18 protein-coding genes are annotated in these 20,345 nt (G+C 68.1%); 6 read left to right on the top strand and 12 right to left on the bottom strand.

Annotated elements, in window-relative coordinates; translation table 11 throughout:
• Window positions 1–20 precede the first annotated feature (20 nt).
• Entirely contained in the window at window positions 21–620 is a 600-nt protein-coding gene (locus FDA38_RS10890; protein WP_137253890.1) for a dihydrofolate reductase family protein, read from the bottom strand.
• Between the two features lie 72 nt (window positions 621–692).
• On the opposite strand from FDA38_RS10890, the gene FDA38_RS10885 reads away from it, so the two are divergent.
• Complete coding sequence (locus FDA38_RS10885; protein WP_137253889.1) at window positions 693–1,235, top strand: winged helix-turn-helix domain-containing protein; 543 nt, start codon at window positions 693–695, stop codon at window positions 1,233–1,235.
• On the top strand, window positions 1,232–2,485 hold the full coding sequence (locus FDA38_RS10880; protein WP_137253888.1) for an MFS transporter: 1,254 nt from the start codon (window positions 1,232–1,234) through the stop codon (window positions 2,483–2,485). Before FDA38_RS10885 ends, FDA38_RS10880 begins: the two co-directional genes overlap by 4 nt.
• On the opposite strand, the gene FDA38_RS10875 is transcribed toward FDA38_RS10880, so the two are convergent.
• Window positions 2,425–3,054, bottom strand: a complete 630-nt coding sequence (locus tag FDA38_RS10875) for a TetR/AcrR family transcriptional regulator (protein WP_137253887.1) — start codon at window positions 3,052–3,054, stop codon at window positions 2,425–2,427. The genes FDA38_RS10880 and FDA38_RS10875 overlap by 61 nt on opposite strands.
• Window positions 3,055–3,137: 83 nt before the next feature.
• Between FDA38_RS10875 and FDA38_RS10870 the strand changes: the two genes are divergently transcribed.
• The gene (locus FDA38_RS10870) at window positions 3,138–3,983 is read left to right on the top strand and encodes an alpha/beta hydrolase (protein ID WP_137253886.1); all 846 of its coding nucleotides are present in this window, start codon (window positions 3,138–3,140) and stop codon (window positions 3,981–3,983) included.
• Here FDA38_RS10870 and FDA38_RS10865 read toward each other — a convergent pair.
• Window positions 3,948–5,474, bottom strand: a complete 1,527-nt coding sequence (locus tag FDA38_RS10865) for a helix-turn-helix domain-containing protein (RefSeq protein WP_137253885.1) — start codon at window positions 5,472–5,474, stop codon at window positions 3,948–3,950. The genes FDA38_RS10870 and FDA38_RS10865 overlap by 36 nt on opposite strands.
• A 174-nt stretch (window positions 5,475–5,648) precedes the next feature.
• On the opposite strand from FDA38_RS10865, the gene FDA38_RS10860 reads away from it, so the two are divergent.
• Window positions 5,649–6,872, top strand: a complete 1,224-nt coding sequence (locus FDA38_RS10860) for a hypothetical protein (RefSeq protein ID WP_137253884.1) — start codon at window positions 5,649–5,651, stop codon at window positions 6,870–6,872.
• A gap of 46 nt (window positions 6,873–6,918) precedes the next feature.
• Complete coding sequence (locus FDA38_RS10855; protein ID WP_202877618.1) at window positions 6,919–8,163, top strand: acyl-CoA thioesterase/bile acid-CoA:amino acid N-acyltransferase family protein; 1,245 nt, start codon at window positions 6,919–6,921, stop codon at window positions 8,161–8,163.
• Here FDA38_RS10855 and FDA38_RS10850 read toward each other — a convergent pair.
• The 3 genes from FDA38_RS10850 to ppdK form a co-directional block, all read right to left on the bottom strand.
• On the bottom strand, window positions 8,156–8,434 hold the full coding sequence (locus FDA38_RS10850) for a YciI family protein (RefSeq protein ID WP_137253883.1): 279 nt from the start codon (window positions 8,432–8,434) through the stop codon (window positions 8,156–8,158). The two genes, FDA38_RS10855 and FDA38_RS10850, sit on opposite strands and share 8 nt — an antisense overlap.
• Before the next feature lie 148 nt (window positions 8,435–8,582).
• A complete protein-coding gene (locus FDA38_RS10845) occupies window positions 8,583–9,362 on the bottom strand; it encodes a class I SAM-dependent methyltransferase (RefSeq protein ID WP_137253882.1) in 780 nt (259 codons plus the stop codon).
• Window positions 9,355–12,015 (bottom strand): pyruvate, phosphate dikinase, encoded by a 2,661-nt coding sequence (gene ppdK, locus FDA38_RS10840; RefSeq protein ID WP_137253881.1) that lies wholly within the window; start codon window positions 12,013–12,015, stop codon window positions 9,355–9,357. The genes FDA38_RS10845 and ppdK overlap by 8 nt, the downstream gene beginning before the upstream one ends.
• 286 nt (window positions 12,016–12,301) lie before the next feature.
• Here ppdK and FDA38_RS10835 point away from each other — a divergent pair, with 286 nt between their 5' ends.
• Window positions 12,302–13,150, top strand: a complete 849-nt coding sequence (locus tag FDA38_RS10835; RefSeq protein WP_137253880.1) for a cobalamin-binding protein — start codon at window positions 12,302–12,304, stop codon at window positions 13,148–13,150.
• Here the strand turns inward: FDA38_RS10835 and FDA38_RS10830 are convergent.
• From FDA38_RS10830 to FDA38_RS10805, 6 genes are read right to left on the bottom strand one after another with little or no spacing between them, the layout of a single operon-like run.
• The gene (locus FDA38_RS10830; RefSeq protein ID WP_137253879.1) at window positions 13,147–15,105 is read right to left on the bottom strand and encodes a vWA domain-containing protein; all 1,959 of its coding nucleotides are present in this window, start codon (window positions 15,103–15,105) and stop codon (window positions 13,147–13,149) included. The genes FDA38_RS10835 and FDA38_RS10830 overlap by 4 nt on opposite strands.
• A gap of 2 nt (window positions 15,106–15,107) precedes the next feature.
• On the bottom strand, window positions 15,108–16,505 hold the full coding sequence (locus FDA38_RS10825) for a sigma 54-interacting transcriptional regulator (protein WP_137253878.1): 1,398 nt from the start codon (window positions 16,503–16,505) through the stop codon (window positions 15,108–15,110).
• Window positions 16,506–16,550: 45 nt separating this feature from the next.
• Window positions 16,551–17,828 (bottom strand): serine hydrolase domain-containing protein, encoded by a 1,278-nt coding sequence (locus tag FDA38_RS10820; protein WP_137253877.1) that lies wholly within the window; start codon window positions 17,826–17,828, stop codon window positions 16,551–16,553.
• A 9-nt stretch (window positions 17,829–17,837) separates the two neighbouring features.
• Window positions 17,838–18,554, bottom strand: a complete 717-nt coding sequence (locus FDA38_RS10815) for a Clp protease N-terminal domain-containing protein (protein WP_137253876.1) — start codon at window positions 18,552–18,554, stop codon at window positions 17,838–17,840.
• A 49-nt stretch (window positions 18,555–18,603) separates the two neighbouring features.
• Window positions 18,604–19,746 carry a serine/threonine protein kinase gene (locus FDA38_RS10810; protein WP_137253875.1) on the bottom strand — a complete coding sequence of 381 codons (1,143 nt, stop codon included), beginning with the start codon at window positions 19,744–19,746 and terminating at the stop codon, window positions 18,604–18,606.
• Window positions 19,747–19,756: 10 nt separating this feature from the next.
• Window positions 19,757–20,284 (bottom strand): hypothetical protein, encoded by a 528-nt coding sequence (locus FDA38_RS10805; protein WP_137253874.1) that lies wholly within the window; start codon window positions 20,282–20,284, stop codon window positions 19,757–19,759.
• Window positions 20,285–20,345: the final 61 nt, after the last annotated feature.

The following is a 20,345-nucleotide window of genomic DNA, read 5'->3' as shown; positions in this document are numbered from 1 at the left end:
CACCGACAGTTTCGCGACGTTCAGATGGCCACGCAGTAACGCATCCAGAGCACGCCGTCCTTGAAGACCTCGGTGCCGACGTGGTGCAGGTTGAGCCGGCGGGTGTCGTACCAGCGTTCGCCGGAGCCGACCAGGACCGGGTGGACGAGCAGGGCCAACTCGTCGATCAGCTCGAGCTCCAGGCAGGCTCGCAACAGCGCACCGGACGAATCGACTCGGACGGTGTGCACACCTCTGCGGTCAAGCACGTCGAGGACTTCGGCGAGGTCGACCTGGTCGTAGCCGGTGACGAGTTCGCGGGTGGTCGAGTCGGGTGGGCGTGCGGGCGTTTGGTCGGCGTACAAAGCAAGGACGTCGGACCAGTAGCCGAGGTCGCGGAGTGAGGTCCAGCTGTGGACGCGGGCTCGGCTGTCGACGACCGCCAGCAGCGGGCCCTCCGGTCGCGGGCCGCGCCGGGGAGCAGCGAGTACGTCGGACTCCTGGGCAAGGATCGTGTCCGCGCCGATCAGCGTCACCTCCTCCTGCCAGAGCGAGGCGAGCGCATAGAACCGGGCGAGGTCGACGTCGAACCCCGACGCCACCCCGTCCAGCGAGACCGCCAGCTGAGCCACCACGTGCATACCGCCAAACCTAGGGACGCCCACCGACAAACCTAGTTGCAGAGACTTCTCTGCAGAGATTACTCTGCAACAATGCGACGGATCGATGCCCGGAGTCTGCGCGGACTCGCCCACCCGCTCCGGATGCGCATCCTGGAGGCGATCGAGCTCGACGGACCGGCCACGTCGAGCACGCTGGCGACGCGACTCGGCGAGAACACCGGGACGATCAGCTGGCACCTGCGACTGCTCGCCGAGCACGGGTACCTCGAGGAGGATCCCGATCGCGGCACCAAGCGCGAGCGCTGGTGGCGGCTCCCCGATCGGCAGACCGTTCTGGACCCGTCCGAGTTCCTCGACGATCCCGAGACGCGGCGCGCACTCGACGTCTATCTCCGCGATCTGGTCGAGCGGTACTACAACCGTGTCCGCACGTACCTCGACGAGGACTGGCCAGGTGAGTGGCAGCACGCGGCGGGCCTGTCCGATTGGCGCGACCTGCACCTCACGCCGGATCAGCTGCACAACCTCAACGAAGAGATCGCCGCTGTCATAGATCGGTATACCGGCACCGAACCGGCGGACGGCGCCGAGCGGGTGATCGTCCAACTGCAGTCGTTCCCCCGCCGCTCATGAGCCTCCTGCTGAGCAATCGGGACTTCCGCCTGTTCTGGACCGGCGAGACGATCAACCGCTTCGGCAGCGCGACCTCCTCGGTAGCACTCCCCCTCGTCGCCATTTCGATGCTCGATGCAACAACCTTCGAGGTCGGTCTGCTCACCGCGGCCGCCTGGGCGCCGTGGTTGCTGATCGGACTCCCGACCGGCGCCTGGATCGATCGGGTACGCCGTCGACCGGTCATGCTGATCTCCTGCGTTGTCTCTGCCGGCCTCTTCGCGTTGGTTCCGTTGTCCGGCAGCCGACTGACCATCCAACTGCTGCTCGTCGTCGCGGTGCTCGCCGGCGCGGCATCGGTCGTGTTCCAAACGGCATACACCGCATATCTGCCGACGCTTCTGGCCTCGGCCGATCACGCCGAGGGCAATGCGAAGCTGCATGGCAGCGCCTCGGCAGCGCAGATCGCCGGGCTGGGCTGCGGCGGGCTCCTGGTGCAACTGATTGGTGCCGCCGACGCTGTCCTCGTCGACGCGGCCAGCTTCCTGGTCGCCCTCGCTTGTCTCGCCGCGATCCGCTATCGAGAACGCCGTACGACGATCCCGCGACAGCCCGGCGCGATCCGGGCCGGCATCAGGCTGGTCGCGCAGGACGTCTGGCTGCGCACCCTCACGTTCTTCGGCGCCGTCTCCAACCTCGCACTGATGGGATACCAGGCGATCATCGTCGTCTTCCTCGTCCGCGAAGCGGGCCTCACCGCAGGCACAGTCGGCACCCTGATCGCGGCAGCATCAAGCGGCGGAGTCCTCGGCGCCTTCGTTGGACGGCATACCATACGGTTTGGTACGGCGAGGGCGCTGCTGCTGTGCGAACTCGGATTGCCGACGCTCGCACTGCTGATCCCGTTGAGCGGCGCGAGCCCGTGGTTCTACCTGGTCGGCGCGTTCGGCGTGAGTCTCGGCGTCGTCGGCGGAAACGTCGTGAAGGCAACGTTCCTCCAGTCCTACTGCCCGCTCGACCTCTTCGGCCGCCTCACCGCAACGACGGCCTTCGTCAACTACGGCACGATCCCGCTCGGCGCACTGCTCGGCGGCGTACTCGGACAGACCCTCGGCCTCACACCAGCCCTCTGGATCACGACAGCCGGCGTGCCGCTGGCCGGTCTCGTCCTGCTCGCCTCACCGATCCGCCGGCGCCGCGACCTCCCGACTCAGCGGGGCAGCGTCGTGCCCGCGGTGGCGGTCGACTCCAGCCGCGAGCGGATGGCCTGACGCGCCAGCTCGTACGCCGCGCCGCCGTCGTCGTGCAGGATCGACGCGAGGTTGGCGGCCTCGTAGTACGCGTTGAGCTCGAACGCCAACTGCTTGGCGTCGGCCTCCAGCTCACCGTTGTCGACGGCAGCCTGGACGGCCTCCTCGAGCAGTCCCATCCACTCCCAGTGGACCGTGAGGAGGGCGTCGTGGACGGCACCGCTTCGGGCGGCGTACTCGTGCGAGACCTTCTGGAAGAAGCAGCCACCCGGGAACACCCGGCGCTGCGAGTAGTCGAGCCAGTGCTTGCTCAACGCCCACACGCGCCCGAGACCAGGCTCGACCTCGTACGCAGGGATCACCACGTTGTCGGCGTAGATCCGCCGCGCGGCCCGGATCGTCGACAGCTGCAGCTCCTCCTTGGAGCCGAAATGCGCGAACAGCCCGCTCTTGCTGATTCCGAGCTCGGTCGCGAGCCGCCCGATCGACAAGCCTTCGAGCCCGTCGACCGACGCGATGTCGACCGACCGGCGCAGCACGGCGCGGCGGGTCTGGTCACCCCGCACCAACCGTCCGTCGACCTTCTCCACGGCTCCCGATCCTAGTTGCCCTTGACGATGATCTCGTGCAAAAGTAATAGTACGACCGTTCGTATAGTTAGGGGAGGACGTTCATGCAGCAGCTGATCGGCACGGGTCTGCGGACCATCGGAGCGGTGTCGCCACGGCTCGGCGGCCGGCTCGCGTTCGGGCTGTGGCGCCGCCCGCTCGCCCGCGGCCAGATCCGTGACAGCGAGCGCCACGTCCACGACGCGGCACGGGTCGAAGACATCGACGGCGTGCTCACCTACGCGTGGGGCGACGGCAAACGGCCGGTGCTGCTCGTGCACGGCTGGCGGTCACGGGCATCGCGGTACGCCGGATTCATCACGCGACTGCTCGAGCTCGGATACAGCCCGGTGTCGTACGACGCGCCCGGGCACGGCGACTCCCCCGGGCCGATCGTGTCGATCCTCGGGCATCAGCGAATCATCCAGCAGCTCGAGGAACGGCACGGACCGTTCGAAGGCGTGATCGCACATTCGCTCGGCGTGCCGTTCGCGTTGTACGCGGTCCGCGAGGGCGTGGCAGCGCGGCGGATCGTGACGATCAGCGGCGTCGCGGACTTCGGCTACCTGGCCGATACGTTCTGCGCGGCGCTCGGGCTGGGTCCGAAGATCAACAAGCACCTGCGCCGGTCGATCGAGCGCGGGTACTTCGACGGCGACAACCAGATCTGGAACCGATTCTCGGTCGCGACCGGGAAGGCCGAGCTACTCGTGATCCACAACGACGAGGACGACGTCGTGGACCCAGCGCAGGCGCAGGTGTTGCTGCGGAACTATGGCGAGCGGGCGCATTTCCTGCCCACCACAGGCCTCGGCCACAGCCGGATCCTCCAGGACCCGGCTGTGATCGCCGAGGCGGTCGCCTTCCTGCAGGACTCAGATGTCCCGGAAGGTCTCGATCTGAGCGCCTAGCGAGTTGAGCCGGGTGGCGAGGTCCTCGTAGCCGCGGTTGATCACGTAGACGCTGCGCAGTACCGACGTACCCTTCGCGGCCATCATCGCGATCAGCGTGACGACGGCCGGGCGAAGTGCCGGCGGGCACATCATCTCGGTGCCGGAGAAGTGCGTCGGGCCTTCGACCATCACGCGGTGCGGGTCGAGCAGTTTGACCCGGCCGCCGAGCTTGTTCAGGTCGGTCAGGTAGATCGCGCGGTTCTCGTAGACCCAGTCGTGGATCAGCGTCTGCCCGGTCGCGATCGCCGCGATGACCGCGAAGAACGGCAGGTTGTCGATGTTCAGCCCCGGGAACGGCATCGGGTGGACCTTGTCGATCGGCGCGTGCAGCTTCGACGGGCGGGTGGTGAGGTCGACCAGCCGGGTCCGGCCGTTCTCGGCCAGGTACTCCGTACTGCGGTCGTAGTCGAGCCCCATCTCCTCGAGCAGCGCGAGCTCGATCTCGAGGAACTCCACCGGCGCGCGCCGGATGGTGATCTCGGACTTGGTCACGATCGCCGCGGTGAGCAGGCTCATCGCCTCGATCGGGTCCTCGGACGGCGCGTAGTCGACGTCGACGTCGATGTCTGCGCGGCCGTGCACGGTGAGCGTCGTCGTACCGATGCCGTCGATCTTCACGCCGAGCAGGTCGAGGTAGAAGCACAGGTCCTGGACCATGTAGTTCGGGCTGGCGTTGCGGATCACGGTCACGCCGTCGTACCGCGCGGCGGCCATGATCGCGTTCTCGGTCACGGTGTCGCCGCGCTCGGTCAGCACGATCGGCTTGCCCGGCGTGATCGCCCGGTTGACCAGTGCGTGGTACTGCCCGCCGGTCGCCTTAACCTCGAGGCCGAACGGGCGGAGCGCGGTCAGGTGCGGCTCGACGGTGCGCGTGCCGAGGTCGCAGCCACCGGCGTACGGCAGCTCGAACGCATCCTCGCGGTGCAGCAGCGGGCCGAGGAACATGATGATCGAACGGGTACGACGGGCCGCCTCGGCGTCCATCGAGCTCAGGTCGAGGTGTGCCGGCGGGACGATCTCGAGGTCACCGGCGTCGTTCAGCCAGGTGGTGCGGACGCCGATCGAGTTCAGCACCTCGAGGAGACGGTTGACCTCTTCGATCCGGGCGACCTTGCGCAGCGTCGTACGGCCCTTGTTCAGCAGCGATGCGCACAGCAGCGCGACACCGGCGTTCTTGCTCGACTTGACGTCGATGGATCCGGAAAGTCGCCGGCCGCCGGCGACGCGAAGGTGGACCGGGCCGCCGCCGAGAGAGACAATTTCCGAGTCGAGCGCCTCGCCGATCCGGGCGAGCATCTCGAGGGTGAGGTTCTGATGACCCTTCTCGATCCTGTTCACCGCACTCTGGCTGGTGTTCAGTACTTCCGCGAGCTGCGTCTGCGTCCAGCCGCGATGCTTGCGGGCGTCCCGGATGAGGTTTCCGATCCGGCTCAGGTAGTCATCGGTCACGCGCCGGACCTTATCTCACATGTGAGATACCTCTGCACCGACCCGCCGGTGCCAGCGTATCCAATGTCACGTGCAGCCGAAGCCCGAGGGTCCTGAGGACCCGTGTGACCTGGTGAAACGCCCGCAGCCTACAGTTACCCCCAACTCCCGCCGCACCCCGGAGAGGATCAGCAGATGCCCGACGACACCTCCGCCGCGGTGGTCAACGAGTTCGAGGCGGAGTCGTGGCCGCTCGAGGCAGCCGCGGACAGCTTGCACCAGGTAATCGAAGGATTCCACAACGGTGATACCCGGCCGCTGGTGATCGGCGACGGCGACCAGCCGGTTCTGGTGGTGCTGGCGATCGCCGACCTGGCCGACTTCCGCGCCCGGATCGCCGAGCTGCTCGGCAACCCGGTCGACGCCGGCTGGCTGCGGTACTACCTGCGCTCGAACTTCGACATGAGCTCGGAGCGGCTGGTCGAGCTGCTCGGCGTGGACACGGACCACGGGCTGTCGTCACTGGCCAGCCAGGTGAACGTCGAGCAGGCCGCGACGCTGATGTCCGACCACGTACGCCGTACCGAGGCCGGCGGGAATCCGCTGATGCTGATCGGCGACGGGACGATGGCGACCGCCGCGCTGCTCTCGTTCCAGGCGTTCCAGGTGCTGCTGGCGATGGAGGGCGACGGCAAGGGCGAGGACGACTCCTGCGCTCACGACGACGAGGAGAAGCCGACCACGCCGCTGGAGGTGCTGGCCGAGCGGATCGGGCCGGTCTCGACGCAGCTCGTCGCGCAGATCAACGCTGGTCGCGAGCCGGGCCTGCCGCGGTACGAGCTGCACTTCGAGGACGATCTGGTCGACCACCTACGCGACCTGGAGGCGCGGGCGCAGCAGGCGCCGGGCGCCGGGGCGTACGACGAGTTGAACCAGCTGCTGCATCAGTTCGACCAGATGCGCAGCGGGCTGGTCGAGGTGGACGTTGACGAGGAGGAGCCGGACGAAGCGCCGTACCTGGAGGCGACCGACCTCAAGGCGGCGCTGCCGGACATCCGCGACACCTTCCGCGAGGGGGCCGACGATCCGTACCTGATCGGGCTGGACGGGCGACCGTTCGCGGGACTGATCTCGTACGACCTGTACGAGGAGCTGCAGAAGGTATCGGTCGAGCTGGACGGGACCGACGAGGCGCCCGTGCTGCCGCTGCCCGAGCCGCGCTGGGAGAACGGGCCGCGACTGCTGCCGTTCGAGCTCGCGCTCGAGATGTGCGAAGCGGTGATCGAGGACATCAGCAACGGCGAGGCGTCGATGCTGTTCATCGCCGACGAGGACAACGAACCCGAACTCGTCCTTGCCCCGCTCGTCTGGCTCTGGGCGTACGTCGACCACCTGGACCTCGAAGCCGCCGAAGCCTGATTTCGACGCTGCTCGAAATGACTCCCCCGGGTGTCAATCTGGATCGGTGAACCGATCGTTGCCGACTGCGCTCGCCTGTTGCCTGGTGGTGGCGGGATGTTCGTCGAACGGATCCGATCACGCTGCCCTCACCGTCGACCAGGCGGTGACGCTGGCCGACCAACCTGTCCACCTGAAGGTGACCGACATACCCGCGAACGAGTCGGCAACCGTCGGCGCCGACGCGGTAGACCGGGACGGAAAGAAGTGGCACGGCGAAGCGACGTTCACCGCCGACGCCCACGGCACCGTCGACCTCGACACCGCGAAGCCCACGAGCGGGAGCTACCAGAACGTCGACGGGATGGGGCTGTTCTGGTCGATGAACCCGCCGGACGGCGATCCCGACAAGCAGTCGTACATCCCGCCGACGGACAACGGACGATTCGTCGAGCACCTCGACGTCTTCGTGAGCCGCGACGGGAAACGGCTCGGGAGTACGACGCTCACCCGGCAGTGGACGTCCGCCGGCGTGACAAGCCAGTCGCTCACGATGGCCAAGCACAAGCTCACCGGGATCTACGTCGCCCCGAAGCCGGACGGCGCCAAGCATCCCGCGGTCCTCCTGCTCGGTGGCTCGGAAGGCGGCATACCTCCGCAGTCGAGCCCGAACCTGTTGGCGTCGCACGGATATCCGGTGCTGGCGCTGGCGTACTTCCACGCGCCCGGCGTACCGGACGACCTGCACAACATCCCGCTCGAGTACTTCGCGTCGGCGGCCGCCTGGCTCGCGAGGCAACCCGGGGTCGATCCGGCGCGCCTGGTCGTGATGGGTACGTCGTTCGGCACTGAGGCGGCGTTGCTGGTGGCCGATCACTTCCCGCATCTCATCGACGGGACCGTGCTGTTCGCGCCGGGCGCCCACCTGACGGGCTCCTTCCCCCGTCAAGGCGGCGCGGCGTGGACTTATCAGGGCAAGGCGTTGGCGCCGGAGGATCCGATCCCGGTCGACGGCGTGGACGGTCCGGTCCTCGCCGTGGCCGGCTCCGCCGACGCGCAGTGGGGTTCGAGGCAGTCCGCGGAGCTGATCATGCAGGAACTCGACACAGCGCATGCCGAGTTCCCGCACGAGGCGGTGATCGTCACCGGCGCGGGTCACGGCGTCGGCGGCACACCGTACCTACCGCACGGCACGATCCTCGACCACCCGATCATCGGGCCGACCGCTCTCGGTGGCACCCGCCCTGCGAACGAATCCGCCCTCCTGCAGGGCTGGGCGAAGACGCTTGCGTTGCTGGGGTCGCTCAGCTGATCGGGAAGAGGGGCTGCCACTCCGAGAGCGTGGCGAGCTCGTAGACGTCGGCCGGGGTGTACGGGTCCTTGGCGAGGATGTCGCGGAGCTCGGCCTCGTCGGCTACGTCGTAGATGAGCAGGGCGCCGGTCTGGTCGGGGAACGGTCCGGCGGTGACGAGCTTGCCGGCTTCCTTCAGCTCGGTCAGGTACTCGCGGTGGGCCGGACGGACCTCGAGACGGCGGTCGGTGTCGGCGGGGTCGAAGCGCAGCTGCACGACATAAAGGGCCATGCCGAAACCCTACAACGACCGAAGAAACAAAGGGATTTGGTGCGGGAAAGGGAGTCACGAGCCGCCACAGCGGCTGGTTCAGGTCAGACCCGAAAGTCGACGAGTGATCTCCCTTCCCGCCCGGTTATTCTGACCAGTCCATGACCCGCTACGCAAGGGGTTGGTTAAGAGAAATTCCTACAGACAGTTGATTCAAATAACGCTTCGTGATCGAGCCCCCGGCTGCCTCGATGCGAGCGCCGATGCAGTCGTACAGTCGGTCACGCCGCTCGATTGTCAAGGCCCGATGACCCGAGTATGAGGACAAAAGTTCGAGGTACTGCGCGGCCGAATAGTCCACATCCCAGACATATCTGCGAAACTCGACGGACCCGAAAAGCCCACTTCGTTCGATCCCTTCGGGATCATTAGGTACGTCGTCCGCCGCGGGTAATCCGTCCGTGGTGGCGTCGTCGGTGAATCGGTCGTAGCAGGACTGCACGTCGGCGAACAACTGCTCGCTTCCGCCCGCGACGTGATGTGTCGACACGACCGCCAGCGCGCCACCCGGCCGCAGGACGTCGACACATCGCTGCATGCGCGTTGCCGGGTCGAGCCAATGGAACGCGGTCGCCGAGACGACGAGTTCGAAGGTCTGCGCCGGCAGGTCCCAGGTGTCGAAGTCCGCGACGATTACTTCGATGCCCGGAAGCCTGCGCTTCAGCACGCCGGCGAGGTCGGGACTGAGTTCAACGGCGGTGACCGGCCAGCCGCGGTCCACCATGGCGGACGTTGCCTGGCCGGTGCCGGGGCCGATCTCGAGGACACGTGGATGGTCGCCCACGATCCCGGCCAGGTCGTCGAAGAGTTCGGGTGGATAGGTGGGGCGGACGCGGTCGTACAGCTCCGCGTCCTCCCCGAAGGTCTGCCGGAGACTCTCTCTAGTCACCCGCCAATGCTGCCCGCCCGGCTTCCAGGCGCGCCACCGGAATACGGAACGGCGAGCAGGAGACGTAGTCGAGGCCGACGTCGTGGAAGAAGTGGATGCTGTCCGGGTCGCCGCCGTGTTCGCCGCAGATGCCGAGCTTGAGATCGGGCTTGGTCGCGCGACCGCGATCCACTCCGGTCCGCACCAGTGCGCCGACGCCCTCGCGGTCGATCGACTCGAACGGCGACACCGCGAAGATCCCCTTCTCCAGGTACCGCGAGAAGAACGCGCTCTCGACGTCGTCGCGGCTGAAGCCCCATGTGGTCTGGGTCAGGTCGTTGGTACCGAACGAGAAGAAGTCGGCCGCTTCCGCGATCTGATCCGCGATCACCGCGGCCCGCGGCAACTCGATCATCGTGCCGATCGGGATCTCCCCCGCGACGCCGACCTCGGCGAGCACACGTTCGACCTCGTCGCGGGCCAGATGCAGCTCCTGTACGGCGCCGACCAGCGGGATCATGATCTCCGGCCACGGATCCTTACCTCGGCCCCGCAGCTCGACAGCGGCGGACGCGATCGCCCGTACCTGCATCGCGAACAGACCAGGGATGACCAGTCCGAGCCGCACGCCGCGTAGGCCGAGCATCGGGTTCTGCTCGTGCAGCCGCTGGACCGCCGCGAGCAGCGCCGCGTTGCGACCCGGGTCCTCGCCGCGCTCACGCGCCACGGCGACCTTCACCGCGAGCTCCTCCATCGACGGAAGGAACTCGTGCAGCGGCGGGTCGATCAACCGGATCGTCACCGGCAGGCCGTCCATCGCGGTCAGCAACTCCAGGAAATCCCCACGCTGCAAGGGCTCCAGCTCGGCCAGCGCCGCCTCGAGCTCGGCGTCGCTCTCCGCGAGGATCAACCGCTCGACGGACTCGCGCCGCTCCCCTAGGAACATGTGCTCGGTCCGGCACAACCCGATGCCCTCGGCCCCGAACCGCCGCGCCCGCGCCGCGTCGTCCGCGGTATCCGCGTTGGTGCGTACGCCGAGACGCCGTACCTCGTCCGCGTGGGTCATCAACCGATGCACCGACGCGACGAGTTCCTCGCCGGCTTCCGGGGCGAGCGAGCCCTCGAAGTACTGCACGACCGGTGACGGGACGACCGGGACCTCGCCGCGGAAGACCTCGCCGGTGGTGCCGTCGATCGAGATCAGCTCACCGGCTTCCATGATCGTGCCGTTGACCTTGATGGTGCCTTGGGCAACATTCACGTCGAGGTCCTCGGCGCCGCAGACGCAGGTCTTGCCCATGCCGCGGGCAACCACCGCCGCGTGCGAGGTCTTGCCGCCGCGGCTGGTCAGGATGCCCTGCGCCGCGATCATGCCGTGCAGGTCGTCCGGATTCGTCTCACGCCGTACCAGGATGACCTTCTCACCGCGATCGGCCGCCTCGACCGCCGCGGCCGAGGTGAAGACGACCTTGCCCGATGCCGCGCCCGGCGAGGCCCCGATCGCCTTGGTGATCAGCTCCTTCTCGGCGTCCGCGTCGAACCGCGGGAACATCAGCTGCGCGAGCTGCGCACCCTTCACCCGCCGGAGCGCCTCGTCGGTATCGATCACGCCTTCGTCGACCAGGCTGGTCGCGATCCGGAACGCCGCCGCCGCGGTCCGCTTACCGACGCGGGTCTGCAGCATCCACAGCTTGCCGCGCTCGACGGTGAACTCGATGTCGCACAGGTCCTTGTAGTGCCCTTCGAGCGTCGCCATGATCTGCATCAAGTCGTCGTACGACGTCTGGTCGAGCTGTTCGAGGTCCGCGAGCGGGACCGTGTTGCGGATGCCTGCGACGACGTCCTCGCCTTGCGCGTTCTGCAGGTAGTCGCCGTACACGCCGTGCTGACCGGTCGAGGGGTCGCGGGTGAAGGCGACGCCGGTGCCGGAGTCCATACCGAGGTTGCCGAAGACCATCGAGCAGATGTTGACCGCCGTGCCGAGGTCGGTCGGGATCCGCTCCTGGCGGCGGTAGAGGATTGCGCGGTCGGAGTTCCACGAGCGGAAGACCGCCTCGGTCGCCAGGTCCATCTGGGTCCGCGGGTCCTGCGGGAACTCGCGGCCGGTGTGGTCATGGACGGCTCGCTTGAACGTCTCGACCAGGGCCTTCAGGTCGTCGGCGTCGAGGTCGAGATCGTTGCGGGTGCCCTTGGCTTCCTTCGCCGCCTCGATCGCGTCCTCGAAGACATCGCCTTCCATACCGAGCACGGTCTTGCCGAACATCTGGATCAGTCGCCGGTACGCGTCCCAGGCGAAGCGTGGGTTGCCCGACTGGTGCGCGAGACCGTTCACGGAGTCGTCGTTGAGGCCGACGTTGAGGACGGTTTCCATCATGCCTGGCATCGATACAGCGGCGCCGGAGCGGACCGAGACCAGCAGCGGGTCGTCGGCCTGGCCGAGCTTCTTGCCCATCTTCTGCTGCAACAGATCGACGTGCTTGTCGATCTCGTCGGCGAGGTCGGCCGGCACCGCGCCGGTCTCCAGGTAGGCACGGCAGGCGTCGGCGGTGATGGTGAAGCCGGGTGGTACCGGCAGGCCGAGATTGGTCATCTCGGCCAGGTTCGCCCCCTTCCCGCCGAGCAGCTGTTTCATGTCCTTGTTGCCTTCGGCGAAGTCGTAGACGAGTTTCGGCACGGTCACTCCCTGGGTTGCAGGCGGGTGCTTTCAGGCGCGGGCAGATAACCCGCTGGCCCGTCGACTCCGGCGGCGGGGGCGTGCTTTCAGGGTAAGCCTAAAAACCAGTCCAGTTGAACACTGGTCTCACGATGCTGACGTGACGCTCCCCACAGGTCGAAGGCCGGAAAACCCTTCCCTGGTTGACAACGCGAGACAATCGGGCTGTCTCAAAATGAATCACAGGCGGGACGCGTAGCGCGGTTTGGTCGGGGTACCGGTCGTTGCCGGCAGCTAGAGTCGGCGGGTGCGCATCGTTTCCCTGCTGCCCTCGGCGACCGAGATCTGCTTCGCGCTGGGTGCCGGCGACGAGGTCGTCGGCGTGACGTTCGAGTGCGACTATCCGGCGGCGGCGCGCGGTCGGCGGATCGTGTCGACCACGGCGTTGCCCGAGGGCCTGACGCCGGGTGAGATCGACGCCGTCGTACGGCGGAAGGTGGCGGCCGGGGAGGATCTGTATCACCTCGACGCCGGTGTACTGCGCGAGCTCGCGCCGGATGTGGTGATCACGCAGGACCTGTGCGCGGTGTGCGCGATCGAGGTGACCGACGTCGAGGAAGCACTCAGCTATCTGGGCTGCCGGGCCGAGGTGGTCACCACGGATCCGCACAACCTCGACGAGGTGCTGACGTCGATCGAGACGGTCGCAAAGGCGATCGGTCGAGACAGCACGCCCCTCGTTGAGGAACTGCGCGACAGGCTCAAGCAACACCAGCATCTGGTTGCAGGGCCGCGGGTCGCGTTGCTCGAGTGGACGGATCCGCCGTTTGCGCCGGGGCATTGGTTGCCGGAGATGGTGGAGCTTGCGGGTGGGACGAATGTGCTGGGAACAGCCGGTCAGCGGTCGGTCTCGATCACCTGGGACGACGTACGCGCCGCGCGACCCGAGGTGATTGTGTCGGCGCCGTGCGGGTTTGATCTGGAAGGTGCCGCGAAGCTGACTGCGGAGTTGCCATTGCCCGCGGACGCGCAGGTGTGGGCGGTCGACGCGAACGGGTACTTCGCGCGGCCGGGGCCTCGCTTGGTGGACGGCATCGACGTACTGGCTGCCATCCTCCAGGGCGAGGCCCCGGATCACGCGATCAGGGTGCGTTAGAGCTTGCGGCGTGTCCTCAGGTAGTCGCCGACCACGGCGGCGCCGAGGCCGTCGGGGTCGGGCGCGAGGACCCGGCCGCCACTGCGCCGGGCGAGCAGGTCGACGAACGCGTTCAGCCGCGGATCGTCACCGAGACGGAAGACGGTCAGCGTGGCACCCAGCTTGGCCAGGCGGTCGACCTCGAAGATCGTCTTGCGAAGCGTGGCCGGCTCGGGTGGGTACGAGAACTCGGCCGTGCCGTCGGGCTCCAGGTGAGCGGTCGGCTCGCCGTCGGTCACCATCAGGACGACCGGCTGGGCGTCCGGGTGGCGACGCAGGTGGCGCCCGGCGAGGAGCAGCGCATGGTGCGCGTTGGTCCCCTGCTCCCAGGTGCCTTCCATCCCGATCAGCTGCGGCAGCTCCACCACCCCGGCGTACCGGCCGAAGGTGATCAGCTGGAGTGCGTCGTTGCGGTAGCGGGTCGAGATGAGTTGGTGCAGCGCGAGCGCCGTACGCTTCATCGGCAGCCAGCGGCCCTCCTGGACCATCGACCACGACGTGTCGACCAGCAACGCGACCGCGGCCCGGGCGCGATGCTCGGTCTCCGCGATCTCCACATCCGCCACGTCGAGCTTCACGCCGCCACCACCGGTGTGGGCAGTCCGCAGTACGGCGTTGCGCACCGTCCGCGGCACGTCCCACGGCTGGGTGTCGCCGAACTCCCACTTCCGCGTTGACCCGCTCAGCTCACCGGCCGCACCGGCATTGGCCGCATCACGCTCACCGGCCCCGCGAGCAGCGCGCAGTACGTCGGCCAACGCCGTCTGGCCGAGCTGACGCAACGCCTTCGGGGACAACCGCAGCGAACCGTCCGGCGCCCGCTCGATCAGACCCTGATCGCGCAGCTCCCGCTCCAGCTCGCTCAGCCGACGCGCGTCGACCGTTGCCTCATCACCCAATTGCCGGGTGAGCGCGTCGAGGTCGATGTCCTCGAGCCGCGCGCCCGGATACGACTGCGCCAGCTGTTCGGCCAGCGCATCCAGCTCCGCGAGGTCGGACATCGCCCGCGCACCCTCGGCGAGACCGAGCGGATCCTCACCGCTCATCTGCTCGGACCCGTACCAGTCCTCACCCGGTCGCAGCGCCTGCAGCTGAGCATCCAGCTGGGACAACTGCTGCGCGAGCTGCGGACTGCCGAACGCCTGCTGCGACAGCTCCATCAACTCGGCCCGCTGCTCGGGTGTCATCGAGTTCATCATCCGCTGCGCCGCGGCCGCACGTTGCGCGAGTACGTCGATGAGCTCCTCGACGTTCTGCGGGTTCTCCGGGAAGAACTCGCCGTGCTTGGCCATGAACTCCTCGAACAGCTCCGGCACCTCGGGCCGGCCCTGCGCGTGCGCCGCGAGCAACGCGTTGAGGTCGGTCAGCATCTCGTTGATCGCCTCGACGTCCTCGGGCGTGGTCTGCTGCAGCGCCTCCTTCATACCCTCGAACCGCGACCCGAGCAGCTCACGCCCGAGCAGTTCGCGGATCTCCTCGTACTTCGCCCGAGCGTCCGACGACTGCCAGTCGTAGTTCGCCAGCTCCCGTACTGCGGCCGCCGTACCGGACGGGAGCGCGTCGAGCTGCGCCTCACGGAACCGGGCGTCGTCGGACGGGTTCGGGAACAGCTCGTGCCGCTCCGCCTCCAGCGCCTCGTTCAGCAGCCGCTGTACGTCGCGCAGCGTGCCGTCGAGGTTGTGCCGCCGCTCGATCTCGCGACGGCGCTCCCACAGACGGCGACTCAGGTCGTCCAGACCCTGAGTGTTCCGGGTCCCGCGCCGGAGCAACTCCTCCAGCGCGGACCGCGGCGACGAACCGTTCATCACGTCGCGGCCGATCTCGTCCAGCGCGTCCCGCAGATCCGCGGGCGCCTTGAGCGGATCAGGCCCGTCGTGCCACGGCCCGTACGACCAGCCCTCTGGAATCGACGACATGATCAGCCGCCGTAAACCGTCGTGTCGTCGTCGGCGTCCTTGGCGACTCGTTTGGACAGGTAGAGCATCTCCAGGGCGAGCTCGACGGCGGCGGCGATCCGGCCGGACGAGTCGTCCGGCTCGACGCCGGCGCGGGCGGCAACATCGTGCAGGACGGGCAGCTCGGGCAACGCGGCCAGCACGTCCCGGCCGGGCACCCGCTCGCCGGTCGTCACAAGGTTGCCGTCGGCAACAGCATGGGCGAGCGGGGTCAGGTCGAGACCGGCGAAGCGCTCGCGTGCCGTGTCGGCCACCGACCGACGCAGCAGGTACTCGAGCAGCTCGATCTCGCGCCCTTCCTCACCCGGCTCGAACTCGAGCTTGCCCCGCAGTACTGCGGGCACCGCCTCCAGGTCGACCGGTCGCGCGACGGCCGGCGTCTCGCCGGTGATCGCGCTCCGGCGCAACGCGGCGGCGGCGATCGTCTCGGCCGCGGCGACCGCGAACCGGGCGGACACACCCGACCGCTGGTCGATCGCGGTCGACTCGCGCAGATGCCGGACGAATCGAGCCAGTACCTCGAGCAGCGGCTCGCCGACCTCAGCGGTGAACTCGGCCTCCTGCCGGATCACGTCGACCTCGGCGTCGATGTCGAGCGGGTAGTGGGTCCGGACCTCGGCGCCGAACCGGTCCTTCAGCGGCGTGATGATCCGGCCGCGGTTGGTGTAGTCCTCGGGGTTGGCCGTTGCCACCAGCAACACGTCGAGCGGCAGCCGCAATGTGTAGCCGCGGACCTGGATGTCGCGCTCCTCCATCACGTTCAGCAATGCGACCTGGATGCGCTCGGCGAGGTCGGGCAGCTCGTTGATCGCGACGATGCCGCGATGCGAGCGCGGGACCAGGCCGAAGTGGATGGTTTCGGGGTCGCCGAGACTGCGGCCCTCGGCAACCTTCACCGGGTCCACGTCGCCGATCAGGTCGCCGACCGAGGTGTCCGGCGTGGCCAGCTTCTCGGCGTACCGCAGGTCGCGGTGCAGCCAGGCGACCGGCAGGTCGTCGCCGAGCTCGGCGGCGCGGCGCTTGGAAGCAGGGGTAATCGGGTCGAGCGGGTGCTCGGGCAGCTCGGCGCCCTCGATCACCGGGGTCCACTCGTCGAGCAGCCCGACCAGCGTGCGCAGCAGCCGGGTCTTGCCCTGACCGCGCTCACCGAGCAGTACGACGTCGTGCCCGGCGAGCAGCGCGCGCTCGAGCTGCGGAATCACCGTGCGGGTGAATCCGACGATTCCGGGCCACGGATCACGCCCGGCCCGGAGCTGTTTCAGCAGGTTGTCACGGATTTCGGCCTTGATCGACCGGGGCAGATAGCCGGCGGCCCGGAGGTCACCAGCCTTACGGGGAAGTTCAGCAGGTGCACTAGTCACGCTGAAGACGTTAGCTCGGTCAGCCCAAACTGCACCTTGTTTATCTCACCGCCTGGGCGTGACGCGTCCAGAGGTGAAGAGGTGAGTCGGTGTGAACGTCAACGGGACCCAGGGGTGCTCCGGAGAGTAACGAACGACGAAATGGTCCCCGTCGAGCGGCTCGGTCGGCAGTACGTCGTACTCGTGCACCGGCTCCTCGGCGAACGCCAGCCGGTCCCCGGTCGCCTCCTCGGTCAGCACGAGGCGGTCACCACGCAGTACGACGTCCAGCCGCACGCTGGCGCGCTCGTACCGTCCGACATGCCGGTCGTCAACCGGACCGTCGACCGGTTGCGGCGCCGCGGGGTGGCTGACGCCCACGTAGTGCTGGAACACCTCGGAGGCGAGCGGCTCGAACAGCCTGGTCCCGTTGCCGGAGTTCGTCAGCAGGCACATGATCAGCCGGGCGTCGGGATCGACCCGCAGGAAGGCGGTCTGCGAGATCGTCGAGCCGTCGTGGCCGAAGATCCGGCGGCCGTCCCAGTCGTAGATCCGCCAGGTCAGGCCGAGATCGATGAAGCCGCCGATGCCGCCGGCGAACGGCACCTGCGGCTCCTGCATCGCCGCATACCTCTCGTCGTCCAGGTGCATCCGGGCGAACTCGAGCAGGTCCGCGGCACTCGCCGTGATCAGCCCGGCCGGGCCGATGCTGCGCGGCAGCTGCCACGTCTTGACCGGCGAGCCGTCCTCAGCCGTGTGACCGCGGGCGGCCCGGTACAGGATGGCTTCCTCGGGCAGGGTGACCGTGTGCGTCAGGCCGAGTGGTTCGACCAGACGCGCCCGCAACGACTCGTCCCAGGCCCGGCCGTCGAGGACCTCGATCAGCCGGCCGAGTACGACGAATCCCGCGTTGCAGTACGAGTACGCCGTACCCGGCTCGAAGAGCTGCTCCACGTCGGCGAGCAGAGCGACGTACCGCTCCAGGCAGTCGTCGCCGCGGCCGGTGTCGGTGAACAGGTCGCCGTCGATACCGCTGGTATGGGTGAGCAGATGACGGACCGTGATCCGCGGATCAATAGGTGCCTCGGGCAACAGTTTGACCACCGGGTCGTCCAGCTGCAGCCGGCCCTCGGCGGCGAGCTGGACGATCATCGTCCCGGTCCACGGCTTGCTCACCGACCCGATCTGGAAGACCGAGTCACCGGTGGTCTCCACCCCGGTCTCGGTATTCAGCACGCCGTACGGCGTGATCGTGGTCGCACCGTCCTGCCAGATGCCGAGCACCGCACCGGGCACCTCAGCCGCTACCGCCAACTCGTTCAACCGCGCAGACCAGTCAGGCATGTGCCTAACCTACTTCTTGAATCCTTCCAGCGCCGCGCGAATATCGGCCCAGGCCGCTGACTCGTCCAGGCCCTGCTCGAGCAGGATCTTCGTGGCGATACCCGCCTGGTCGCGGTAGAAGGCGAGCAGGAGATGCTCGGTGCCGACGTAGTTGTGGCCGAGGGTGAGCGCCTCACCGACCGCGCCCTGTAGGACGTGCGCCGCCCGCCGGGTGTACGGCGGGTTCTCGGCGTCGAGCTCCTTCGGTTCCGTCGACGGCTCGGCGGCCGGGCTCTCGACATCGACGGCTCGGAGGACCGATTCGTCGGTGATGCCGTGCTTGACGAGCACCTTGGCGGCGATCGCGCCCGGCTCCTTGTACATCCCGAGCAGGAGGTGCTCGGTGCCGATGAAGTCGTGGTTGCGGGCCCTGGCGATATCGGCGGCCGCCTGCACCACCGAACGCGCCCGCTGGGTGTAGCGCTCGAACGCCGGCCGCGCGGTCCAGGAGTCGGCGAACCGCTTGTGGGCCGCCTGCTTACTGACGCCGAGCACCGCGCTGATCTCGACCCACGACTTCCCCGAACCGCGGGCCCGGTCGACGAAGAACCCGAGCGCGGCGTCGCCGGTCGTGGTGAGTTCGCTGATCGTCGCGGCCGCGGTCGCGAGCTGCTCGAGCTCGTCGTCGCTGCCGGCGTCGGTCTTGATCGTGTTGATGAGCTGCTGCAGATCAGGTCCAGGAGTCATGCGTCAACCCTAGGTTGACGATCGAGCCGCGTCAACCCTGGGTTGACGATCAGCAGTGATGCCGGACGAAGTCGGTCAATGACCATCCGGTGCGGCCGTCCGGCAGCCGCACATGCACCCAGGTGTCGCCGTCGCGCGGCGAGATCGGCGTCAAGCGGTCCCCGTAGTACACCGTCGCGACCACCGTCCGGCTCCGCGGCGCGTCCCTGACCGTCGCGTCCTGCGCGCACACCGTCAGCTGATCGTCATTCGCCTGATGGTTGCGCAGGGCAAACACTCCGCCGACCGCCGCGATCACCAGGACGCCGGCCCCGGCGAGCAGGAGCCGTCTGGTCGAGCGTTGCCGCGGAACAACTCCCGTGCCGAGCGCCTTCGCGAAGTCGGCCGCCGTCGCGAAGCGCTCCCCCGGATCCTTCGCCATCGCCTTCCGGATCACGGCGTCGTACTGCGTGATGCCCGTGATCGGCGGCGGCAGCATCGCGACGGCGTACGCCAACTCGGGGAGCGTGCGGCGTTCGTACGGGCGCTTGCCAGTGAGGAGGCTGTAGAGCGTGCCGCCGAGCGCGTAGACGTCGGTCGCGGGCGTGACCGGATCGCCGCGCCACTGCTCGGGCGCCATGTACGCGATCGTTCCGGCCATCGCGCCGAGCGCTGGGCCGGACGGTGCGCCGGTGTGCAGCCAGGCGGCGTCACCGCTCAGGTCCAGGCCGGTGGTGGATTCGAGGCTGGCGAGCTGACGGGCGACGCCGAAGTCCGCGACCATCGGGCGGTCGTTGTTCAGGATGATGTTGGCCGGCTTGAGGTCGCGATGAATGACACCCGCACGATGCATCGCGTCGACAGCATCGGCGACCTCCGTCATCAGCCCGACCGCCCGCTCGATCGGCAGCGGACCTTCATCGTCCAACAGATGCTGGAGATCCGGGCCGCTCAGCCGGTCCATCACCAACCAGGCCTGATCACGTTCACCGCCGACCTCGTGCACCCGCACCACGCCCGGATGCACGACGGCCGCGGCCAGCCGCGCCTCCCGCCGCAGCCGTTCGCGGTACTGCGGGTCGACCAGCTCGGGATGCACGACCTTGATCGCGACAGCGCCCCCGTCCGCCAGCCGGTTCGCGGCGTACACCACCCCTGTCGCTCCCGCACCCAGCGGCTCCGCCAGCCGGTAGCCAGGTACGTCGACGATCACGGCTCGCACACTAACTGGCACTGTCCGCTTCCGGAAGGGAATCTGCTGTCAGTTCGACCAGGGTTTCCAGCTGTGCCAACTCGGCCACGACCTTGCGCCGGAACCGCTGCAGATTGCCGGGATCGTCACCGGTCGCACGTAGCGGCGACAGCAGCTGCCGGACCGCTCGGCCGAGCCGATCGTCCGCGGCATCGTCGATGACCGGCAGCAACTCGCGAGCCTCGGCCAGCGCCTGGCTGAGCAGCTTCAGCCGGATCGGCTCCTCGAGCAGCAGCGCCGCGACGCGGAGCATCCGCCGGCCGGCCTTCAACGCGAGCTCCGGGCTGATCGGCTGTGCCGGCGCGTCCCGCTGCTCGCGGACCACATCGATCCAGGGCTCGATCGTCGTACCACGCCAGATCGGGCCGGACGAGAGCTCGCCGTCCGGGTCCGGGATGCCGTGACTGCGACGGCGGCGCCAGGCCGTGACGAGCTGCCGGTTCAGGCCGAGCGCGTCGGCGATCTCGGCGAGCCCGTAGTACTCCTTCCGCTCACTCACGGCCTCACTGTATCCACTGATGACAGCTCTTGCCATCTCTGAAGACACGTCCTACCGTCAT

Origin of the sequence: Kribbella jiaozuonensis, assembly GCF_005233875.1 — a bacterium.
GTDB classification, from domain to species: domain Bacteria; phylum Actinomycetota; class Actinomycetes; order Propionibacteriales; family Kribbellaceae; genus Kribbella; species Kribbella jiaozuonensis.
This window is presented reverse-complemented; position numbering and strand designations above follow the sequence as displayed.

Excerpts from the sequence above, each read along its gene's own strand:
- FDA38_RS10860 (WP_137253884.1), top strand. The coding sequence starts at position 5,649 with ATGCCCGACGACACCTCCGCCGCGGTGGTCAACGAGTTCGAGGCGGAG.
- FDA38_RS10850 (WP_137253883.1), bottom strand. The coding sequence starts at position 8,434 with ATGGCCCTTTATGTCGTGCAGCTGCGCTTCGACCCCGCCGACACCGAC.
- FDA38_RS10890 (WP_137253890.1), bottom strand. The coding sequence starts at position 620 with ATGCACGTGGTGGCTCAGCTGGCGGTCTCGCTGGACGGGGTGGCGTCG.
- FDA38_RS10830 (WP_137253879.1), bottom strand. The coding sequence starts at position 15,105 with ATGTCGTCGATTCCAGAGGGCTGGTCGTACGGGCCGTGGCACGACGGG.
- FDA38_RS10820 (WP_137253877.1), bottom strand. The coding sequence starts at position 17,828 with ATGCCTGACTGGTCTGCGCGGTTGAACGAGTTGGCGGTAGCGGCTGAG.
- FDA38_RS10880 (WP_137253888.1), top strand. The coding sequence starts at position 1,232 with ATGAGCCTCCTGCTGAGCAATCGGGACTTCCGCCTGTTCTGGACCGGC.
- FDA38_RS10885 (WP_137253889.1), top strand. The coding sequence starts at position 693 with ATGCGACGGATCGATGCCCGGAGTCTGCGCGGACTCGCCCACCCGCTC.
- FDA38_RS10815 (WP_137253876.1), bottom strand. The coding sequence starts at position 18,554 with ATGACTCCTGGACCTGATCTGCAGCAGCTCATCAACACGATCAAGACC.
- FDA38_RS10870 (WP_137253886.1), top strand. The coding sequence starts at position 3,138 with ATGCAGCAGCTGATCGGCACGGGTCTGCGGACCATCGGAGCGGTGTCG.